Source organism: Dactylosporangium sp. NPDC000521 (assembly GCF_042898305.1).
Lineage (GTDB): Bacteria > Actinomycetota > Actinomycetes > Mycobacteriales > Micromonosporaceae > Dactylosporangium.
Genome location: NZ_JBIAYW010000027.1, coordinates 97,897 through 117,283 on the forward strand (window position 1 = coordinate 97,897; position 19,387 = coordinate 117,283).

Below are 19,387 nucleotides of genomic sequence, written 5' to 3' on the forward strand. Positions count from 1 at the left end.
TCCGCGCGGGGTGTCCGCCAAACCTGTCGCCGCTGAACGGCGGTCCGTGCGCGGGGTCGCTAGCCTTCAGGGTGTGACACTTCCGGATGAATCGCCGACCGACCGCCAGCCGGCCACGCCGACGTGGGTGGGTTCGGCGTCGGTGCCTCCGGGCGGGTCACGCCGGCGCCGGCAGTGGGAGGACACGCTCGACCTGCCCGCGGCGCCGCGGACGGTCCCTCTGCCGGCGGATCCTTCGCCGCCCCCGCCGGAGATCCGGTATGTCCCCGTCCCCCAGTACGGTCCGCCGCCCGGCTACCGCCCGCCGCCCGGCTACGGCCCGCCCGGGTTCGGCCCCCCGCCGTACCGACGGCGCAAGCGGCGCTGGCCGTGGGTGATGCTGCTGCTGTTCGCCCTGTGCGCAGGCTGCTGCGGCGGGTCCTACGCCTGGGCCCGCCCGTACTGGGTGCAATATCCCGCATCTGTCCAGGTCGACGCCACGGTGCCGGGGCTCACCCGGTCCAACGACGCCAGCGCCAAGAAGGCGGCCACCGACCTGCAGAAGGCGCTGACCTCCGACCACCTCGACGAGTCCGGCTTCACCGTCACCTACACCGACGCGTCGAACAGGCAGCTGCGGGTCCTCGTCGCGGGCGCCACCCGATTCATCACCGACCCCACCCGCGACCTGGAGGCGTCGATCCGCAAGCTCCCGGCCGCGCTGCAGGTCGGCACGGTGCGCGACATCGACCCCGGCCCCTTCGGCGGCGAGCAGCGCTGCGCCGCGGCCCGCTTCGACGGCCGCTCGGCGACCGTCTGCGGCTGGGCCGACCACGGCGTCATCGCTCTGGCCGTCTTCCCCGGCAAGTCCGTCGAGCAGGCCGGCACCCTGACCCACAACATCCGCGGCTCGATCGTGCGCCGCGGCTGACTCAGTCCTTCTCGGCGGCGCCGTTCGCGGCGGCGATCTGGTCGGGGCGCTTCGGGGCGTACCGGGTGACGTACTCCTGGCCGGTGAGCTGCTGAATCGCGTTCATCAGCTTGAGGGTGAGCTCCCGCAGGCCGCGGCTGTCGATCTCGCCGCCCTGCCACTGGCTCAGGTCCAGGGGCTCGCCGACGCGCACCTCGACGGTCGGGCCGATGCGGGGCACGGAGGCACCGATCGGCTGGATCTTCTCGGTGTTGAGCAGGCCGATCGGGATGATCGGGGCGGGCGCGTCGAGGGCGAGCTTCGCCACGCCGGGGCGGCCGCGGTAGAGACGGCCGTCGGGCGAGCGGGTGCCCTCGGGGAAGATGCCGAGGACGTGGCCGTCGCGCAGGACGGGCAGCGCCGCGTCGAGGGCCATCAGGCTGGCCCGGCCGCCGGAGCGGTCGACGGGGATCTGGTTCAGCCCGTACATGACGTTGCGCATGACGGCGCCCTTGACGCCGGGGGCGATGAAGTACTCGTCCTTGGCGAGGAAGTAGACGTTGCGCGGCATGAGCGCGCCCATCAGCACCGAGTCGATGACGGACTGGTGGTTGCTGGCGAGGATGGCCGGGCCGGTGGCCGGCACGTTGTCCAGTCCGCTGACCTTGGGTCGCCACAGCAGGCGGGAGACTGGTGAGATCGCGAACTTGCCGACCGCATACAGCGCGGACAAAGGCCCTCCACCAGGCTCAACAGACGATGCCGCCCACTGTAGACGGCGCGGGTCGCCAGGTCAGCCGGAGAGCTCACACCGTGGGCAACACCACCCGCCGCTCATGCCGCCACCTCCGCTCCGCTCCGGCGTCGGCCTGAGCTCCACCCTGTCATCCCGATTCGCAGCCCTCCGCTACGCTCCGGCCCGCTCATGCCGCCACCTCCGCTCCGGCCCGCTCATGAGGCGACGAGCACCAGCGCGGTCGCGGCCAGCCCGAGCCCGGCGAGCTGCACCGGGCGCAGCCGCTCGCGGTCGACGAGCATCGCGAGCAGGACGGTGCTCACCGGGTACAGCGACGCGACCGGCGCGATGATGCTCAGGTCCCCGCGCTGAACGGCCAGGACGTAGAGGGCGTTGGCGCTCATGTCGAGCATCCCGGCCGCGAGCAGCCAGCGCAGCGGCGCCCCCGAGGGGCGTGCCGCGCCCCGGCCACGCAGCAGCAGCGGCGCGCCGAGCACGACGGCGGTGAGCTGCGCGCCGAGGACCGGCCACATGCCGGCGTCACCACCGGCGGCGTCGCTCGCGGCGGACAGGCAGATGAAGAACAGACCGAACGCGACGCCGGCGCCGAGGGCCATGCCGAGGAGCCGGGCGGAGACCCTGCCGGCACCGTCCGCGTCGCTGTCGCCGCCGGGCACCAGGCTGACGAGCGCGATGGCGGCGATCGCGCAGCCGGCGCCGGCCAGGGCGAGCGCACCGGGGCGCTCGCCGGAGAGCAGGCCGGCGGCGAGGGGCAGCAGGGCGGTGGTGACGGCGCTGACGGGGGCGACGATCGTCATGGCGCCGCCGGCCATCGCCCGGTAGAACACCATCATCCCGACCATGCCGAGCGCACCGGCGGCGGCGCCCCAGCCGAGGGCGCCGGGGTGCGGGTCGACGGGCATGAGCACCAGGAAGAGCAGCAGCAGCGGGATGCTGGCGGCCTTCGACAGCACGACGACGGTCTTCGAGTCGACGCGCTGGCTGGCCTTGCCACCCGCGAAGTCACCGACGCCCCAGACGAGGCCCGACAGCGCGGCCAGCATGATCCCGATCACGCCAGCCTCTGCACGGTGATCGAGTCGGCGTCGAGCAGGTCGGCGAGCATCTCCGCGGCCGGCGCGAGGTCGGTGTCCAGGCCTTCCAGGAGGAAGACCGCCGATGTGGTGGCGGCGGTGATGGCGGTGCGACGGCCCTGGCGCCAGTTCCACCGGCGGCAGGTCACCCCCAGGTCGTCGCGCCAGATCACCTCGCCGGGCTCCGGCGTCTCCACGACCGGCGCGCCCTCCTTCACCGTGTCGAACGGCTCGTCACCGGCGGCGAGCACGAGCCGCTCGGTGCCCACGAGCGCGGCGCGGTCCTCGCCGCCGATCGGCACGGCGAAGCGGATGCTGACGGCGTTGTACGCGTCGACGATCCGGTCGATCACGGGCACGTCCCCGCGGGCGGCCCGCTTGCGCAGCGCCTCCGCCGAGCACGGGGTGCGCTGCGGCTTCGCCCCGAAGGCCCGGTACACGTCGCGCCATGCCTGCAACGGAGCGTCGAGCGGCTGTCCCAGACCGTCGCCGGCCGCCGCCACGGCCCGGTGCAGCACGGCGCCGTCGCTGGGACCGTTGCGGAGTCCGTCGGCGAGCACCGCGAGGACGGTAGCCTCATGGCCCACGGAACGGCACAGGTCGAGCACCTCGTCAGCGATGGCGAACATGCCGCAGTCGTATCACGATATTGACTGTGAAGGAAAATATTTTGACCGACGATGTGGCGCAGGTCGCCCAGGCGGCGATCGCCAGGCACGTGAAGGCGCTGCGGCAGGGCCGGCGCTGGTCCCTCGACGAGCTGGCCAGCCGGTCCGGCGTCAGCAAGGGCATGCTGGTGCAGATCGAGGGCGCGAGGACCAACCCGAGCATCGGCACGCTGTGCCGGATCGCGGAGTCGTTCGGGGTGAGCATCGGCCGGCTGCTGGAGTCGGAGCCGGAGCCGGTGGTGCGGATCGTCGGCGCGGACGAGCCGCCGGTGCTGTGGCGCGGCGGCGCGGGCGGGACCGGCAGGCTGCTGCGCGGCGTGAACGACCCGGCGTTCGTCGAGGTCTGGGAGTGGCGGATGCCGCCCGGCGAGACGCACGACTCCGGCGACCACTCCTCCGGCACGCGGGAGCTGATCCACCTGCGGGAGGGCTCGCTCGTGGTGACGGTCGACGGCTCGCAGTACACCGTGCGGACCGGCGAGACGATCGACTTCCGAGCCGACCGCCCCCACACCTACCGCAACGCGGCGGACGTGGAGGCGGTCCTGACCATGGTGGTCGTGATGCCCGAGGGCGAGTTCGACCGGCGGGCGCCTAGGCCTTCGTCACCTTGACGACGACGGACTGACCCTCGCCGACCTCTCCGGCGAAGCCCTGGGCCACCGCCCCCAGCGACACCGCGTCGGCGAGGACCTCGCCGGCCACGAACGCGCCGTGCGCGGCGAGCACCTCGTCCAGCCCGTCGCCCTGCACGAGGACCGTGATGCGGTCCGAGACGTTCAGGTCCGCGTCCCGCCGGGCCTGCTGCACGACCCGGACCAGGTCGCGGGCGAGCCCCTCGGCCGCCAGCTCCGGGGTGACCGTGCTGTCGAGCACGACCACGCCCTCGCCGCCGGGCAGTGGCGCCGACTGGGTCGGGTCCGCCGCGACGAGCTTCAGGTCGTACTCGCCGTCCTGCAGGGTCACGCCGCCGGCCACGACCTCGTCGCCGGTGTGCTGCCAGTCGCCGGCCTTGACCGCCTTGATCACCTGCTGGACGTCCTTGCCGAGGCGCGGGCCGAGCACCCGCGGCACCAGCGTCAGCACCGGCGTGCAGTGCGCGGCGACGTCGCCGGTGAAGACGACCTCCTTGACGTTGACCTCGTCGGCGACGAGCGCGGCGAAGGGCCGCAGCGCCTCCGCCCGCGGCGTGGCCACCGTCAGGGTCTGCAGCGGCAGCCGTACCCGCAGCCCGCGGGCCTTGCGCAGGGAGAGCGCCGCCGAGCAGACGTCCCGCACCGCGTCCATGTCCGCGACCAGCGCGTGGTCGGCCGGGAACTGCGACGCCGACGGCCAGTCGGTCAGGTGCACCGACCGCTCGCCGGTCAGGCCGCGGAAGATCTCCTCCGCGGTCAGCGGCGCGAGCGGCGCGACGACCTGCGTCAGCGTCGACAGCACGGTGTAGAGCGTGTCGAACGCGTCGTGGTCGCCGGACCAGAACCGGTCGCGGGAGCGGCGCACGTACCAGTTGGTCAGCGCGTCGAGGTAGGACCGGACCGTCCCGCAGGCGCCGGACAGGTCGTAGGCGTCCAGCTGCGCGGTCACGGCCTCCACCAGCTCGCCGGTCTTGGCCAGCACGTACCGGTCGAGCAGGTGCGTGCTGTCGGCGCGCCGCCGCGCGGTGTAGCCGTCCGCGTTGGCGTACAGCGAGAAGAAGTACCAGACGTTCCACAGCGGCAGGAGCACCTGCCGGACCGCGTCGCGGATGCCGACCTCGGTGACCGGCATGTCGCCGCCGCGCAGCACCGGCGACGCCACGAGGAACCACCGCATCGCGTCGGAGCCGTACTCGTCGAACACCCGGTAGACGTCGGGGTAGTTGCGCAGGCTCTTGGACATCTTGCGGCCGTCCTCGCCGAGGAGGATGCCGTGGCTGACGCAGTTGTTGAACGCCGGGCGGTCGAAGAGCGCGGTGGCCAGCACGTGCATGGTGTAGAACCAGCCGCGGGTCTGGCCGATGTACTCGACGATGAAGTCGCCCGGGTAGTGGTGCTCGAACCAGTCCCGGTTCTCGAACGGGTAGTGGACCTGCGCGAACGGCATCGAGCCCGACTCGAACCAGCAGTCGAGGACCTCCGGCACGCGGCGCATGACGGACTGCCCGGTCGGGTCGTCCGGGTTGGGCCGGGTCAGGCTGTCGATCTCGGGCCGGTGCAGGTCGCCGGGGCGCACGCCGAAGTCGCGCTCCAGCTCGTCGAGCGAGCCGTACACGTCGACGCGCGGATACTGCGGGTCGTCGGACTTCCACACCGGGATCGGCGAGCCCCAGAACCGGTTGCGGCTGATCGACCAGTCGCGGGCGTTGGCCAGCCACTTGCCGAACGAGCCCTCCTTGATGTGCTCCGGCGTCCAGGTGATCTGCTGGTTGAGCTCCACCATCCGGTCGCGGAACGTGGACACGGCCACGAACCACGACGAGACCGCCTTGTAGACCAGCGGCGAGTCGCAGCGCCAGCAGTGCGGGTAGGAGTGCGTGTAGGAGTCGTGGCGCACGACGACGCCCGCGGCCTTCAGGTCGCGGATGACCGGCTTGTTGGCCTCGAAGACCTGCAGCCCCTGGTACGCGGGGACGATCGAGGTGAAGCGGGTGTGCTCGTCGACGGTGACGACGGTGGGGATGCCGACGGAGGCGCAGGCCGTCTGGTCGTCCTCACCGAAGGCGGGCGCCATGTGCACCACGCCGGTGCCGTCCTCGGTGGTGACGAAGTCCGCGCCGATGACCTGGAACGCGTTGGGGGTCTCGGCGAGGAAGTCGAACAGCGGCGTGTACCGGCGCCCGACGAGCTCCGCGCCCTTGACGGCCTTTTTGAACGTCGCTCCCGCCAGCTCCTTCTCGTAAGCGGCGACGCGTGACGATGCCAGGATGAACTCCTGGCCGTCCTCTTCGAACACTGAGTAGTCGATGTCCGGGCCGACGGCCAGGGCCAGGTTGGACGGCAGCGTCCACGGGGTCGTCGTCCAGGCGAGGATCTTCTCGCCGGTCTCCAGCTGGAACGCCACGGTCAGCGCCGGGTCCTGCCGGTCGCGGTAGACGTCGTCGTCCATGCGCAGCTCGGTGTTGGACAGCGGGGTCTCGCAGCGCCAGCAGTACGCGAGGACCCGGAACCCCTCGTAGACGAGACCCTTGTCGTGCAGGGTCTTGAAGGCCCACATGACGCTTTCCATGTAGTCCAGGTCGAGCGTCTTGTAGTCGTTGGTGAAGTCGACCCAGCGCGCCTGGCGCGTCACGTACCGCTCCCACTCGGCGGTGTAACGCAGCACGGACTCCCTGGTGGCGGCGTTGAACTTGTCGACGCCGAGCTGCAGGATCTCGGCCTTCGTGGTGATGCCGAGCTGCTTCTCCGCCTCGACCTCGGCCGGCAGGCCGTGGCAGTCCCACCCGAAGCGGCGCTCGACCCGGTGGCCGCGCATCGACTTGTACCGGGGGACGACGTCCTTCGCGTAGCCGGTCAGCAGGTGGCCGTAGTGCGGCAGGCCGTTGGCGAACGGCGGGCCGTCGTAGAACACGAACTCGTTGGCGCCGTCGACGCCCGCGTCGCGCTGCTCGACGGATGCCTCAAAGGTCTTGTCGGCGGCCCAGTAGTCCAGGACATTCCGCTCGACCTCGGGCAGGTCGGGGCTCGCGGGCACGCCGCGCGCCGCGTTGTGCATCGGGTAGGCCATCGGTGGTCGCAACTCCTCGCGTGATGTCAGCTGTCTCGACTTCACGCGGGGACGAACCCTCGCAGGTCCGCGGTACCACCCCGCTTGCCACCTGGCGGTGGCCGCTCGTTGGCCGGCTGTAACGGACCGGTGCCCGTCCGGTTCTACTGAGACCCCCGACGATCCGGCGGTCCGTTCTTCCGGAGGCTCGCCGGTGATGGCCGGGTCGACGCCTGTGCGTCCAGGGTACCGCGTCGCGCATCCAGGTTTCCCCGGCAGCCATAAAGAATAGTAAAGAAACCTTGACATTAAATCCCCGCTGGAGTTTCGTGACACCAAACGTCGACGCCCATCGACGTCACCCCCACCTGGAGCCACGATGCGTCCACGCACTATCGCCCTGCTCGCGGGCACCGGAGCGGCCGCGCTGACCCTCGCCGGGGTCGTGATCGCGCTGCCCGCCTCGGCCGCCGAGCTGCTCACCAACCCAGGCTTCGAAACCGGCAACGCCAACAGCTGGAGCTGCGAGCCGTCGGCCGCGGTCACCTCCGGCGGGGCCCGGTCCGGCAGCTACAAGCTCACCGGCACGCCCGGCGGCGGCACCGCCCGGTGCCAGCAGACGGTGTCGGTGCAGCCGAACACGAAGTACACCTTCTCCGGCTACGTCAACGGCTCCTACGTGTTCATCGGCGTCACCGGCGGCGTCGACGCCAGCACCTGGACGCCCGGCACCGGCGGCGCCTACTCGCAGCTCTCGGTGTCGTTCACCACCGCCGCGACGCAGAAGACGGCGGTCGTCTACGTCAACGGCTGGTACGGGCAGCCCGCCTACACGGCGGACGACTTCTCGCTGAACGGCCCCGGCGGCACCCCGCCGACGACACTCGAACCGACCACCCCGTCCGCGTCCCCGTCGCGGTCGACCTCGCCGTCGCCGTCCGTGTCGCCGTCGGCGTCGAAGTCCCCGTCGACCTCGCCGTCACCGTCGACCTCGACGCCGCCCAGCCCGCTGCCGAAGCACTTCCTGACCGGCTACTGGCAGGACTTCGTCAACAGCGCGGCGAAGCTGAAGCTGCGTGACGTCCCCAGCGAGTACGACCTGATCGACGTCGCGTTCGCCGAGACCGGCTCGCAGCCGGGCCAGCTGACCTTCGCGGTCGACCCGCAGCTCGCCTCGGCGCTCGGCGGCTACACCGACGCGGAGTTCAAGTCCGACATCGCCACCCTGCACGCCCGCGGCAAGAAGGTCATCCTGTCCGTCGGCGGCGAGGCCGGACGGGTCAGCGTGGGCGACGCGACCGCCGCGACGAACTTCGCCAACAGCGCGTGGACGCTGATGCAGCAGTACGGCTTCGACGGCGTCGACATCGACCTGGAGAACGGCCTCAACCCGACCTACATGGCGCAGGCGCTGCGCTCGCTGCGGGCCAAGGCGGGCCCGAACCTCATCATCACGATGGCGCCGCAGACGATCGACATGCAGTCCACCGGCAGCAGCTACTTCGCGCTGGCACTGTCCATCAAGGACATCCTCACGGTGGTCTACACCCAGTACTACAACTCCGGCGCGATGCTCGGCTGCGACCAGATGGCCGCGTACTCGCAGGGCACCGTCAACTTCATGACCGCGCTCGCCTGCATCCAGCTGGAGAACGGGCTGCGGCCCGACCAGGTCGCCCTCGGCCTGCCGGCCGGCCCCGGCGCCGCCGGCGGTGGCGTGGTCGCCCCGGCGCTGGTCAACCAGGCGCTGTCGTGCCTGGCGTCCGGCACCAACTGCGGCACGTTCAAGCCGCCGCACACCTACCCCGGCATCCGGGGCGCGATGACCTGGTCGATCAACTGGGACATCACGAACGGCAACAACTTCGCCAAGACCGTCAAGCCGCACCTGGCGACGCTGCCCTAGGTCTTTCTTCCCCAACACAGTGAGGAGGGCGGGTGTCCCAGCACCCGCCCTCCTCGCCATTCACGTCTCACCCATTCAGGGTGATTCTTATTCCGCGAGCTCCGGGAACCACAGCGCGATCTCACGCTTCGCGCTGTCCACCGAGTCGGACGCGTGCACGAGGTTCTCCCGGTTGGACAGCGAGAAATCGCCGCGGATGCTGCCCGGCGCGGCCTTCCTGCCGTCGGTCGAACCGATCAGCGTGCGGATGACGGCGATCGCCTCGTCGCCCGAGACGACCAGCGCGACGAGGTCACCGCTGGTCATGAAGTCCCGCAGCGGCGGGTAGAAATCGAGCTCCACGTGCTCTGCGTAGTGCTGATCGGCGAGGGTCCGATCCATGGTGCGCAGCCGCATCGCATCGATGGTGAGGCCCTTGCGCTCCAAGCGCCCGAGGATCTCGCCGACGAGTCCACGACGCACGGCATCAGGCTTGATCAAAACGAGCGAACGCTCGGCCACGACGTGCCTCCAAGGTGGGTCCGGTACGCCCGCGAGCCTACCCAGCGTCACCGCACCTGACCCGCCCGGGTGCCGAAGACTTCCGTTCCGGCGATGATCAGGCATAGCCTGATGTCAGTCGTCTGGGGAGGTCGACTTTGCCGTCCAGCAATCGTGCGCAGGACACCGGCACCAGGAAACTCGTGATCGCACTGCTCGTCGTGGTCGGCGGTTTCCTGGCATTCTGCGGACTGGGAATGACCAACGCGTTGGTGGTCGCGTTGGGCGTCATCCTGGCCGCGGCCGGTCCGGTGCTGATCCTTGTCCTCAACTCGCGCAACAAGGTGCGGCAATACGTCTACGGCACAGCGAGGGTCGCCGATATCTCGCCCCGCCCGGCGACCGACGGCCGCACCGCCCGCGGGCGGCTCAAGCTCGTCGTCAGGGCGACCGGCATCAACGGCGCCACCGTCTCCACCGTCGACCCGGCCATCCCGCTGGACAAATGGCCCGACGCCGGCGCGACCCTGCCCGTCCAGGTCCTCAAGGGCAACCCGCGCAAGCTCGCCGTGGTCTGGGACAAGGTCCAGTCGCACCAGGACGCCCAGGCGTCGGAGCGCCGTCCCTCCGGCGGCGGCCCGCGCTACTCCGTGGACGGCGACCAGCTCGACATCGTCGACTCCCCCACCGATGACTACGAGCGCGAACGCGCCCGGGCCGCAGCCGGCGGCGCTGTGGGTGGCCCGATCGGTGGTTCGGTCGGCGGCCCGGTCACGTCCTTCGTGCGGCCGACCGACGAACTCCCGCCCGACGACCGGCCCACGCTCACCGACCTCCCACCGATCGCGGCACCGGTCATCGAGCCGGTCCGGCTGTCCGGGCGCGGCGACCGGCCCGGCCAGACCCGGCCCGGCCAGCGGCCGAACTCCCCCGCCGCCCCGGCGCCCGGCGCCGCCGACCCGTCCGGCACGGCAGGGTTCGCAGCACCGGCGGCGGTCGCCTTCACCAAGACCGGCTCGCAGGCCACCGGCTCGCCCACGGCGGCCGCTTCTCCCGCGGCGGCCGGCGGGCAGGCGGCGACCGGCGGGCAGGCGGCAGCGGGCGGGCGGGCAGCGGCCGGGGAGCACGCGCCGGCCGGGGAGCCCACCGGGGTCGGGACCGTCACCGCCGCGCCCGTCAGCGGTGCGGGGGCAGCGGAACCCGTCGCCGACGCCGGAGGCGCGCGCACGGGTGTCGTCACCGAGGACACCCCGCCGATGGTGGTGCGGCTGCCGTCCAACCCGGTGCGTGGCGGCGCCCGGCGCCGGCCGAGCCCGCGGCCCCGCCCCGGCACCCACGACCGCGCACCGGCGGTCGCGCCCGCCACGGAGGAGACCCCGGCCGCGGTCACGGAAGCGGCGCCGACGCCGGAGGTCGCGCCGGAGGCGGCGCCGACCTACACGATCCCGGAAGCGGCCTCCACCCTCTCCCCGCCGCCGGACCTGCCGTCCTCCGACCTGCCCGAGCCCGCAGCCGCCGCCGACCAGCCCGCTGGTCAGCCCGCCGCTGACCAGGCCACCCCTGAGCAGCCCGCCGCTGACCAGGGCGCCGGCCCTGCCCCGGAGCTGGCGGCCGCGGCACACGACGTCGAAACCGCCGTCGAGGGCGGTGTCGAGCAGTCCGGCGGCGAGCCCGCGGGCACCGCCGCCCTTCCGCCGGGGACCACCTGGTGGCCCGACCGCGAGACCGAGCAGCTGCCGGCCCGGCTCCCGCGCCTGGAGGACATCCCGGTCCACGACCCCGAGCCGCCCACTGAAGCGACGCCCACGGACACCACTCCCGCGGACCCGGCGACGGCGGACAGCGACCCCGCCGCCCCCACGCCCGCGGGCGGCACCGACACCGAGGGACCGGCACCGGTCATGGGGCCGTCACCGGTCATGGGGGCGACGCCGGCCGGGCCGCCGACGCCGCTGCGGTCGGCGAACGAGGCCGCCGCCGGCGACCCGGCGAGCAACGGCACCTCCACGGTCCGGCCGTGGGGCGCGGCCGACGCCGGCGGGCGCACGACGTCGGCGTGGTCGACCAACGGCCACTCGCGCGACGCCGCCACACCCGGCACCGGCATGTTCGGCGCCGCGCCCGCCTGGCCGGATCCCGCCACGGTGGTCCCGGGCGACGATGACGAGGAGCCGGTCACCCCGGACCCGTACGCCACGGAGCACTACGTCGGCGACTCGCCCGAGGACCAGTTGGAGGAGCAGCCGCCGTCCGAGGGCGCGGTCGGGCAGTTCCTGGCGACCGAGCAGCGGCAGCAGCCCAACCCCCTCGACGGCGTCAATGGGGTGAGCATCACGCTGATCGTGTCGGACCTGGAGCGGTCCCGGCGGTTCTACCGCGACACCCTCGGCCTCACCGAGCTCGACAGCGGCGACACGGCCGCGGTCCTCGCCACCGGCGACGCCAGGGTGGTGCTGCGCCGGGTCGCGGACATGCCGCCGGTCGACCGCCGGGTCGTGCACCTCAATCTCGAGGTCCCCGACGTCTACGAGGCGTACGAGCGGCTCCGCGAGCAGGGCGTCGACTTCGTCCACCGGCCGCGGGTCGTGCCGCAGGGCGAGCAGCTGGAGCTGTGCTCGGCGACGTTCCGCGACCCCGACGGTCACGCGATCGCGCTGACCAAGTGGGAGCTGCGGCGCTAGCCGGCGTCAGGAGTAGCGGCGAAGGGTCTCCTCGGCGGTGCGGCGCATCAGCTCGCGCAGCTCCGCCGGGGCGAGCACCTCGACGTCGGGGCCGAAGCGGCCCAGGTCGACCCGCACGTGGTCGAAGGTCTCGATCGGCAGGACGATCTCCACCCAGCCGTCGGCGTCGGGCGGGCCGGCGGTCTCGCGCAGGGCCCGTTCGGCGACCGGGCCCAGCATCCACCACATGCTCGCCGCGCGGGGCCCGACGCGGACGGTGGCGTCGCCCCCGCGGTACAGCGTGCGCTGCAGCCGATCGGACCACTCGGTCCAGTAGTCGCGCAGGTCGAAGCCGTCGGGCCGGTCGAACCGCTCAGGCAGCGCGTCGACGGCGTCGACGCGGGAGATCCGGTAGGCGTTGACACGCTCCCGCCCGCGGGCGACGACGTACCAGGCGGTGCCCTTGAGCACCAGGCCGAGCGGCTCCAGGGTCCGCTCGACCTGGGTGCCGTCCCACTTGCGGTACGACACCCGCAGCCGCCGCTGCTCCCACACCGCACCGGCGACGGCATCGAGATGCGGCGGCGCCTCCGGGTCGCGGAACCAGCCGGGCGCGTCGACGTGGACGCGCTCCTGGATGCGCGCCGCCATGGTGCGCTGCTCCAAGGGCATCGCCGCGAGGAGCTTCAGCTGCGCCGCGTCGAGCGTCGGCCCGAGGCCCAGCTGCCCGGCGGTGGCGCCGCTGCCGGCGAGGAAGAGCGCGGCCGCCTCGTCGGTGGTCAGCCCCGTCAGCGTCGTGCGGTAGCCGTCGACGAGCTGGTAGCCGCCGGCGGGCCCGCGGTCCGCGTACACGGGAACCCCGGCCGCGGAGAGCGCCTCGATGTCGCGGTAGACGGTCCGGATCGAGACCTCGAGCTCGTCCGCGATCTGCTGCGCGGTGAGCCGGCCCCGGGTCTGCAGCAGCAGAAGCGTGGAGAGCAGCCGGCTCGCCCGCATGCGTCAGGGTTTGTTCGCGTAGACGGCTCGCCGCACGTACAACACGTAAGCCCACGTCAGGCCGAAGACGATGCCGAGGGCGAGCAGGGACCAGTGCAGGGCGCCGCCGGCGAGCAGCGCGACCGGCACGACCAGCGCCGCGTGCCAGGCCCAGTTGTGGCGCAGCAGCCCGCAGAGGCCGAAGCTGACCACGGCGAGCCCGCCGCAGAGCCACAGCGCGCCGGTCGACTGGCCGAGCTTCGCCAGGGGCAGCAGCGCGAGCAGCAGGACCAGGCCGAACACGACGAGCGCGGACGCGCCGACACCGCGGACGGCGCCGCCGGGGTTCTTCAGCCCGGGGGTGCTCATCGCTTCAGCAGCCCGCGGGCGTCGGCGACGGTGACGACCGAGCCGGTGACGAGGATGCCGATCGAGCCCGGGACCGCGTTGTCGGACTCGGCGAGCGTGACGGCCGCGTCGATCGCGTCGGCGAAGTCGGGCACGACGTGAACCCGTTCGGGCCCGTACAGCTCCTCGGCGATCGCGCCGAGCTGCGCGGCCGACATCGCCCGCGGCGAGCTGTTACGGGTGCAGACGATGCTCTCGGTGATCGGCTCGAGCAGCTCCAGCATGCCTTCGACGTCCTTGTCGGCGAGGGCCGCGACGACGGCGACGAGGCCGCTGAACGCGAACTCCTCGTTGAGCGCGCGGACGGTGGCCCGCATGCCGACCGGGTTGTGCGCGGCGTCGACGAGGATCGGCGGTGACTTGCGGACCCGCTCGAGCCGGCCCGGCGAGGTGGCGCCGCCGAACCCTTCACGGACGGCGTCGGCGCTCAGCGCCCGCTCGTTGCCGGCGCCGAGGAACGACTCGACGGCGGCCAGGGCGATCGCCGCGTTCTGCGCCTGGTGCTCGCCGTGCAGCGGCAGGAAGATGCCCTCGTAGGTGCCGGACAGGCCCTGCAGGGTGAGGACCTGCCCGCCGACGGCGAGGTCGCGCCGGACGACGCCGAACTCGCGGCCCTCCCGGGCGATGGTCGCGCCGACCTCGGCGCAGCGCTCCAGGATCGGGCGCATCGCCTCGTCCGGCTGCGCCGCGCAGATCAGGGTCGACCCCTTGTGGACGATGCCGGCCTTGGCGAGCGCGATGTCCTCGATGGTGTCGCCCAGCCACTCGGTGTGGTCGAGGCCGATCGGGGTGATGACGGTCGTCTGCGCCTGCAGCACGTTCGTGGAGTCGTCGGCGCCGCCGAGGCCGACCTCGACGACGGCGACGTCGACGGGCGCGTCGGCGAACGCGGCGAACGCCATCGCCGTGGTCATGTCGAAGTACGTCAGCGGCGCGTCGCTGCGCGCGTCCAGGTACTCGGCGAGGGGCTGGACCTCGTCGTACACCTCGACGAACCGCTCCTCGCTGATCGGCTCGCCCTCGATGCTGATGCGCTCACGGATCGTCTGCAGGTGCGGGCTGGTGTAGCGCCCGGTCCGCAGGCCGTGCGCGCGCAGCAGCGAGTCGATCATCCTGGCCGTCGAGGTCTTGCCGTTGGTGCCCGTCAGGTGGATCGCCGGGTACGCCCGCTGCGGGCTGCCCAGCGAGTCGAGCAGGGCCTCGATCCGGCCGAGGTCGAACACCATACGGGTGAAGCCCCGGCCGTTGAGTTCCTGCTCGACCTCGGCGAAGCGACCAGGCCCGCTCATGCCGCCCCCTCCGCTCCGCTCCGGCGACGGCCTGAGCTCCACCCTGTGATCCTGGTTCGCAGCCCTCCGCTACGCTCCGGCCCGCTCATGCCGCCCCCTCCGCTCCGCTCCGGCCCGCTCACAGCGCGTCCAGCTGCCCTGTGATGCGGACCAGGTCGGCCTCGGCGGCGGCGAGACGCTGCCGGATCTTCTCCACGACCGCGTCGGGCGCCTTGTCGGTGAACGCCGGGTTCTCCAGCTTGGCCCGGCACTGCGCGGCTTCCTTCTCCGCGGCGGCCTTGTCCTTGCCGAGCCGGGCCCGCTCCGCGGCGACGTCGATCGTGCCGCGGGTGTCGAGCTCGACGGTGACCCCGACGCCGACGCTGAGCTTCGCGGTGGCCGCGAACTCCGTGCCGGGCGCCTCGAGCCGCGCCAGGGACCGGATGAGGCCCTCGTGCGCCGACAGGCCGGCGGCGTCGAGCCCTTCGAGCCGGGCGACGACCCGCTGGGCCGGCTTGACGCCCTGGTCGGCGCGGAACCGGCGGACCTCGGTCACGACCCGCTGCAGGTCGGCCACCTCCCGCTCGGCGGCGTCGTCCACCAGCGCCTGGTCGGCGACCGGCCAGGCGGCCCGGACCAGCGTCGGCGCGCCGGTCAGGGTCGTCCACAGCTCCTCGGTCACGAACGGCGTGATCGGGTGCAGCAGCCGCAGCAGCTGGTCGAGCACGTGGCCGAGCACCCGCTGGCGCTGCGGCGTCATGGCCGGCTTCGACAGCTCCAGGTACCAGTCGCAGACGTCGTCCCACGCGAAGTGGTACAGCGTGTCGCACACCTTCGCCAGCTCGAACGCCTCGAACTGCTCGTCGACCTCGGCGATGACGTGCTGCAACCGGGACAGGATCCACCGGTCGACGGTCGACAGCCCCTCGGTGGGCAGGTCACCCTCGACGGTCGCGCCGTTGGACAGGCCGAACCGGGTGGCATTCCACAGCTTGTTGCAGAAGTTGCGGGCGCCCTGCACCCACTCCTCGCTGACCGGCACGTCGGCGCCGGGGTTGGCGCCGCGGGCGAGGGTGAAGCGGGTCGCGTCGGCGCCGAAGCGGTCGATCCAGTCGAGCGGGTCGACGACGTTGCCGAACGACTTCGACATCTTCTTGCCGTGCTGGTCGCGGACCATGCCGTGCAGCATGACGACGTCGAACGGCTGGCGGCCGTCCATCGCGTACAGGCCGAACATCATCATCCGGGCGACCCAGAAGAACAGGATGTCGTAGCCGGTCACCAGGACGCTGGTCGGGTAGAACTTCGCCAGGTCGGGGGTCTCGTCGGGCCAGCCGAGGGTGGAGAACGGCCACAGCGCCGAGGAGAACCACGTGTCGAGCACGTCCTGGTCCTGCGTCCAGCCCTCGCCCGACGGCACCTGCTCGTCGGGGCCGACGCAGACGACCTCGCCCTGCGGCCCGTACCACACCGGGATGCGATGCCCCCACCACAGCTGCCGGGAGATGCACCAGTCGTGCATGTTGTCGACCCAGCCGAAGTAGCGCTTGGTGAGCTCCGGCGGCTCCACCCGGACCCGGCCGTCGCGGACGGCGTCGCCGGCGGCCCGCGCCAGGGGCTCGGTCCGCACGAACCACTGCAGCGACAGGCGCGGCTCCACGGTGGTGCCGCACCGCTGGCAGTGGCCGACGGCGTGGACATACGGCCGCTTCTCCGCGACGATGCGCCCCTCGGCGCGCAGCGCGGCGACGACCGCGGGGCGAGCCTCGAAGCGGTCCAGGCCGAGGAACGGGCCGTGCACGGTGATGACGCCGTGCTCGTCCATGATCGTGAGGCTGGGCAGGTCGTGCCGCTGGCCGATCTCGAAGTCGTTGGGGTCGTGCGCCGGGGTCACCTTCACCGCGCCGGTGCCGAACGCCGGGTCGACGTGCGCGTCGGCGACGATCGGGATCCGGCGGCCGGTGAGCGGCAGCTCGACCTCGGTGCCGACGAGGTGCCTGTAGCGCTCGTCGTCCGGGTGGACGGCGACCGCGGTGTCACCGAGCATCGTCTCGGCCCGCGTGGTGGCCACGACGATCGCGTCGGCGCCGTCGCCGTAACGGATCGAGACCAGCTCACCGTCGTCGTCGGAGTGCTCGACCTCGATGTCCGACAGCGCGGTCAGGCATCGGGGGCACCAGTTGATGATGCGCTCGGCCCGGTAGATGAGGCCGTCGTCGAAGAGCCGCTTGAAGATGGTGAGGACGGCGCGGGACAGCCCCTCGTCCATGGTGAACCGCTCGCGGCTCCAGTCGACGGAGTCGCCGAGGCGGGTCATCTGCCCGAGGATCTTGCCGCCGGACTCGGCCTTCCACTGCCAGACCTTCTCCACGAACGCCTCGCGGCCCAGGTCGTGCCGGGACTGCCCGGACGCGGCGAGCTGCCGCTCCACGACGTTCTGCGTGGCGATGCCGGCGTGGTCCATGCCGGGCAGCCACAGCGCCTCGAAGCCCTGCATCCGCTTGCGGCGCGTGATCGCGTCCTGGACGGTGTGGTCGAGGGCGTGACCGATGTGCAGCGAGCCCGTCACGTTGGGCGGGGGCAGCACGATCGTGAACGGGGGCTTGTCGCTGGCCGCATCGGCCTGGAAAAGACCGTCGGCCACCCACTGCTCATACCGCCGCTGTTCTACCTCGCCAGGCGCATACTGAGCCGAGAGCACCGAGGCAGTGGGGGCGGTCGGCTCGGCGCTGCCGGGCGTCCGTTGAGTCTCCGTCACAACAGCGAGTCTAGAACTTCGCGCGTGGGGTCTACGCTCGCCATTGCCCCCTCACTCAGGAGACTGATCGACGGTGACTTACCCGCCCCGCCCGTCCGACGACGAGCCCCACTCGCAGCCGTTCCAGCCCCAGTCGTACGACCTGGCGCCGGAGTTCGGCACGCAACAGGCTCCGAGCGGCGGGTCCTACCCGCAACAGCCCGGCCCGTACGGCCCGCCGCAGTCATACGCGCAGCCTCAGCAGCCGTATGCGCAGCCCCAGCAGCCTGTGTACCAGGACCCATACCAGGCGTCCGCGCCGCCGTTTCAGCCGTCCGCGCCGCCGTTTCAGCCTCCGGCGCCGCCGTTCCCCGGCCAGGGCCCGGCCTTCCCCCCGCCTCCGCCACCTCGGCGGGGCAAGGGGCTGAAGATCACCCTCGGCATCCTGGCCGCACTGTTCCTGGTCTGCGCGGTCGGCTGCGGCGTGTTCCTGTACCCCATCATCGACGCGTCAGGCACCACGGTCACGGCGCCGGACTCGCTGCCCGGCGGCCTGAAGAAGCAGACCTCCGAAGAGATGCAGACGATCGTCGACCAGATGGAGCGTGACCTGCGCAACGACGTCGGCGACGTGGACCAGATCGCGGCGGGCATCTACAGCAGCGACGACCCGCAGAAGCTGGTCGTGCTCGTCGCGGCGACCTCCACCATCCTCTTCCCCGACGACCAGCTCGAGGACGCGTTCAGCGGCTTCAACTCGAACAGTCTCGGCGGGCAGACCAGCTACCCGGCCGGCGACCTGGGTGGCACGGTGAAGTGCGCCACCGGCACCGAGGACGACCTGCCGATGACCCTGTGTGCCTGGGCCGACCACGGCAGCGTCGGCATCGGGGTGTTCATCAGCCGGGACATCAAGGAGGCCTCGGACCTGTTCCTGCAGATCCGACCGGCGGTGGAGAGCCGCTGAACGCGTTTTTCGGCTGCTGTACGGGTGGGGTCGGGCCGCTACGGTCCGGCCCCGCCGTGCGTGCGGGGCCTTGCTAGGCTGCGCCGATGGTCGATCTTCCGGGCATCCCCGACGCAGACGAGCCTGACGACGAGCCGCGCTCTTCCGTCAACGTGAAGAAGGTGGCCATCGTCTGCGGTGCGCTCGCCGGCGTGGCCCTGCTGGGCTCCGCGGTCGTGTACGGCCCGACGGTCTGGCGGGTGACCCAGCAGAGCGACACCAAGGTGTCCGCACCGCCGCAGGTCGGCTCCTACACGCTGTTCTCCACCGACGAGGCCGCTCAGGCCTCCGAGTACGTCCGGGACGCGATCGTGACCGAGGTCAGTCTCGACGACAGCCTCGGCGCCATCTACCGGGAGCCGAGCGGACCCTCCGAGACCCGCACGGTCATCCTCGTGGCCGGGACCGGCCGCATCTGGAAGCCGGAGCGTTCCCTGGAGGGCGCCTTCAAGGCCGTCGCCGGCGCGGACACCGCCATCCGTGGCGTCCATGACGTCGACGCCGGCGACCTTGGCGGGGTGGCCCGGTGCGGCGAGATCGACGACAAGGACGGCGTGATCGCCGTGTGCGGCTGGGCGGACAACGGCTCGCTCGGCGTCGTGGTGCTCCCCGGCAGCAAGGTGGCGGACGCGGAGAAGGCGCTGTCGGAGCTCCGGCCGGGCGTCGAGAAGCGCTGATCCTGCGCTCGCGCCTTTTCCGGGCTGGGACCTTCTCTGGGCCGGAGACTTATCTGGGCCGGAAAACGCGAGTAGCCCCAGCCGTTTGGCTGGGGCTACTGCGAAGGTTTGTCCGGCGGCGTCCTACTCTCCCACACTCTCTCGGGTGCAGTACCATCGGCGCTGGAGGGCTTAGCTTCCGGGTTCGGAATGGGACCGGGCG

Annotated in this window: 15 protein-coding genes and 1 rRNA gene; 6 read left to right on the forward strand and 10 right to left on the reverse strand. The window is 72.1% G+C overall.

Features of this window, described 5'->3' with window-relative positions:
* Positions 1-73: 73 nt before the first annotated feature.
* Positions 74-910, forward strand: coding sequence for a hypothetical protein (locus ACFY3L_RS47630; protein ID WP_389340319.1), 837 nt, complete (start codon positions 74-76; stop codon positions 908-910).
* A gap of 1 nt (position 911) precedes the next feature.
* Here ACFY3L_RS47630 and ACFY3L_RS47635 read toward each other — a convergent pair whose 3' ends face one another.
* The 3 genes from ACFY3L_RS47635 to ACFY3L_RS47645 all read right to left on the reverse strand — a co-directional run bounded on the left by ACFY3L_RS47635 (position 912) and on the right by ACFY3L_RS47645 (position 3,348).
* On the reverse strand, positions 912-1,622 hold the full coding sequence (locus ACFY3L_RS47635) for a lysophospholipid acyltransferase family protein (protein ID WP_389340321.1): 711 nt from the start codon (positions 1,620-1,622) through the stop codon (positions 912-914).
* A 218-nt stretch (positions 1,623-1,840) separates the two neighbouring features.
* Positions 1,841-2,701 carry an EamA family transporter gene (locus ACFY3L_RS47640; RefSeq protein WP_389340323.1) on the reverse strand — a complete coding sequence of 287 codons (861 nt, stop codon included), beginning with the start codon at positions 2,699-2,701 and terminating at the stop codon, positions 1,841-1,843.
* Positions 2,698-3,348 (reverse strand): B3/4 domain-containing protein, encoded by a 651-nt coding sequence (locus ACFY3L_RS47645; protein ID WP_389340325.1) that lies wholly within the window; start codon positions 3,346-3,348, stop codon positions 2,698-2,700. The genes ACFY3L_RS47640 and ACFY3L_RS47645 overlap by 4 nt, the downstream gene beginning before the upstream one ends.
* A 41-nt stretch (positions 3,349-3,389) precedes the next feature.
* On the opposite strand from ACFY3L_RS47645, the gene ACFY3L_RS47650 reads away from it, so the two are divergent.
* Positions 3,390-4,001: a helix-turn-helix domain-containing protein gene (locus ACFY3L_RS47650; RefSeq protein WP_389340327.1), complete on the forward strand. Its 612-nt coding sequence runs from the start codon at positions 3,390-3,392 to the stop codon at positions 3,999-4,001.
* Here ACFY3L_RS47650 and ileS read toward each other — a convergent pair.
* Entirely contained in the window at positions 3,982-7,089 is a 3,108-nt protein-coding gene (gene ileS, locus ACFY3L_RS47655) for an isoleucine--tRNA ligase (protein ID WP_389340329.1), read from the reverse strand. The two genes, ACFY3L_RS47650 and ileS, sit on opposite strands and share 20 nt — an antisense overlap.
* 358 nt (positions 7,090-7,447) lie before the next feature.
* Here ileS and ACFY3L_RS47660 point away from each other — a divergent pair, with 358 nt between their 5' ends.
* On the forward strand, positions 7,448-8,974 hold the full coding sequence (locus ACFY3L_RS47660) for a chitinase (protein ID WP_389340331.1): 1,527 nt from the start codon (positions 7,448-7,450) through the stop codon (positions 8,972-8,974).
* 87 nt (positions 8,975-9,061) lie between these two features.
* On the opposite strand, the gene ndk is transcribed toward ACFY3L_RS47660, so the two are convergent.
* The gene (gene ndk / locus ACFY3L_RS47665; protein WP_389340333.1) at positions 9,062-9,475 is read right to left on the reverse strand and encodes a nucleoside-diphosphate kinase; all 414 of its coding nucleotides are present in this window, start codon (positions 9,473-9,475) and stop codon (positions 9,062-9,064) included.
* A gap of 236 nt (positions 9,476-9,711) precedes the next feature.
* Here ndk and ACFY3L_RS47670 point away from each other — a divergent pair, with 236 nt between their 5' ends.
* Complete coding sequence (locus tag ACFY3L_RS47670; protein ID WP_389340335.1) at positions 9,712-12,135, forward strand: VOC family protein; 2,424 nt, start codon at positions 9,712-9,714, stop codon at positions 12,133-12,135.
* Positions 12,136-12,141: 6 nt separating this feature from the next.
* On the opposite strand, the gene ACFY3L_RS47675 is transcribed toward ACFY3L_RS47670, so the two are convergent.
* The 4 genes from ACFY3L_RS47675 to ACFY3L_RS47690 form a co-directional block, all read right to left on the reverse strand.
* A complete protein-coding gene (locus ACFY3L_RS47675) occupies positions 12,142-13,110 on the reverse strand; it encodes a helix-turn-helix transcriptional regulator (RefSeq protein WP_389340337.1) in 969 nt (322 codons plus the stop codon).
* Between the two features lie 3 nt (positions 13,111-13,113).
* The gene (locus tag ACFY3L_RS47680) at positions 13,114-13,458 is read right to left on the reverse strand and encodes a DUF4233 domain-containing protein (protein WP_389340339.1); all 345 of its coding nucleotides are present in this window, start codon (positions 13,456-13,458) and stop codon (positions 13,114-13,116) included.
* Positions 13,455-14,786 carry a bifunctional folylpolyglutamate synthase/dihydrofolate synthase gene (locus ACFY3L_RS47685; RefSeq protein WP_389340341.1) on the reverse strand — a complete coding sequence of 444 codons (1,332 nt, stop codon included), beginning with the start codon at positions 14,784-14,786 and terminating at the stop codon, positions 13,455-13,457. Before ACFY3L_RS47685 ends, ACFY3L_RS47680 begins: the two co-directional genes overlap by 4 nt.
* A 118-nt stretch (positions 14,787-14,904) precedes the next feature.
* Entirely contained in the window at positions 14,905-17,466 is a 2,562-nt protein-coding gene (locus ACFY3L_RS47690; RefSeq protein WP_389340355.1) for a valine--tRNA ligase, read from the reverse strand.
* A 130-nt stretch (positions 17,467-17,596) separates the two neighbouring features.
* Here ACFY3L_RS47690 and ACFY3L_RS47695 point away from each other — a divergent pair, with 130 nt between their 5' ends.
* Both ACFY3L_RS47695 and ACFY3L_RS47700 read left to right on the forward strand, forming a co-directional pair.
* Positions 17,597-18,469: a hypothetical protein gene (locus tag ACFY3L_RS47695; RefSeq protein ID WP_389340343.1), complete on the forward strand. Its 873-nt coding sequence runs from the start codon at positions 17,597-17,599 to the stop codon at positions 18,467-18,469.
* An 86-nt stretch (positions 18,470-18,555) separates the two neighbouring features.
* A complete protein-coding gene (locus ACFY3L_RS47700) occupies positions 18,556-19,185 on the forward strand; it encodes a hypothetical protein (RefSeq protein ID WP_389340345.1) in 630 nt (209 codons plus the stop codon).
* A 110-nt stretch (positions 19,186-19,295) separates the two neighbouring features.
* Here ACFY3L_RS47700 and rrf read toward each other — a convergent pair.
* Positions 19,296-19,387: ribosomal RNA gene (gene rrf, locus ACFY3L_RS47705) — 5S ribosomal RNA — on the reverse strand; the annotation flags it as partial.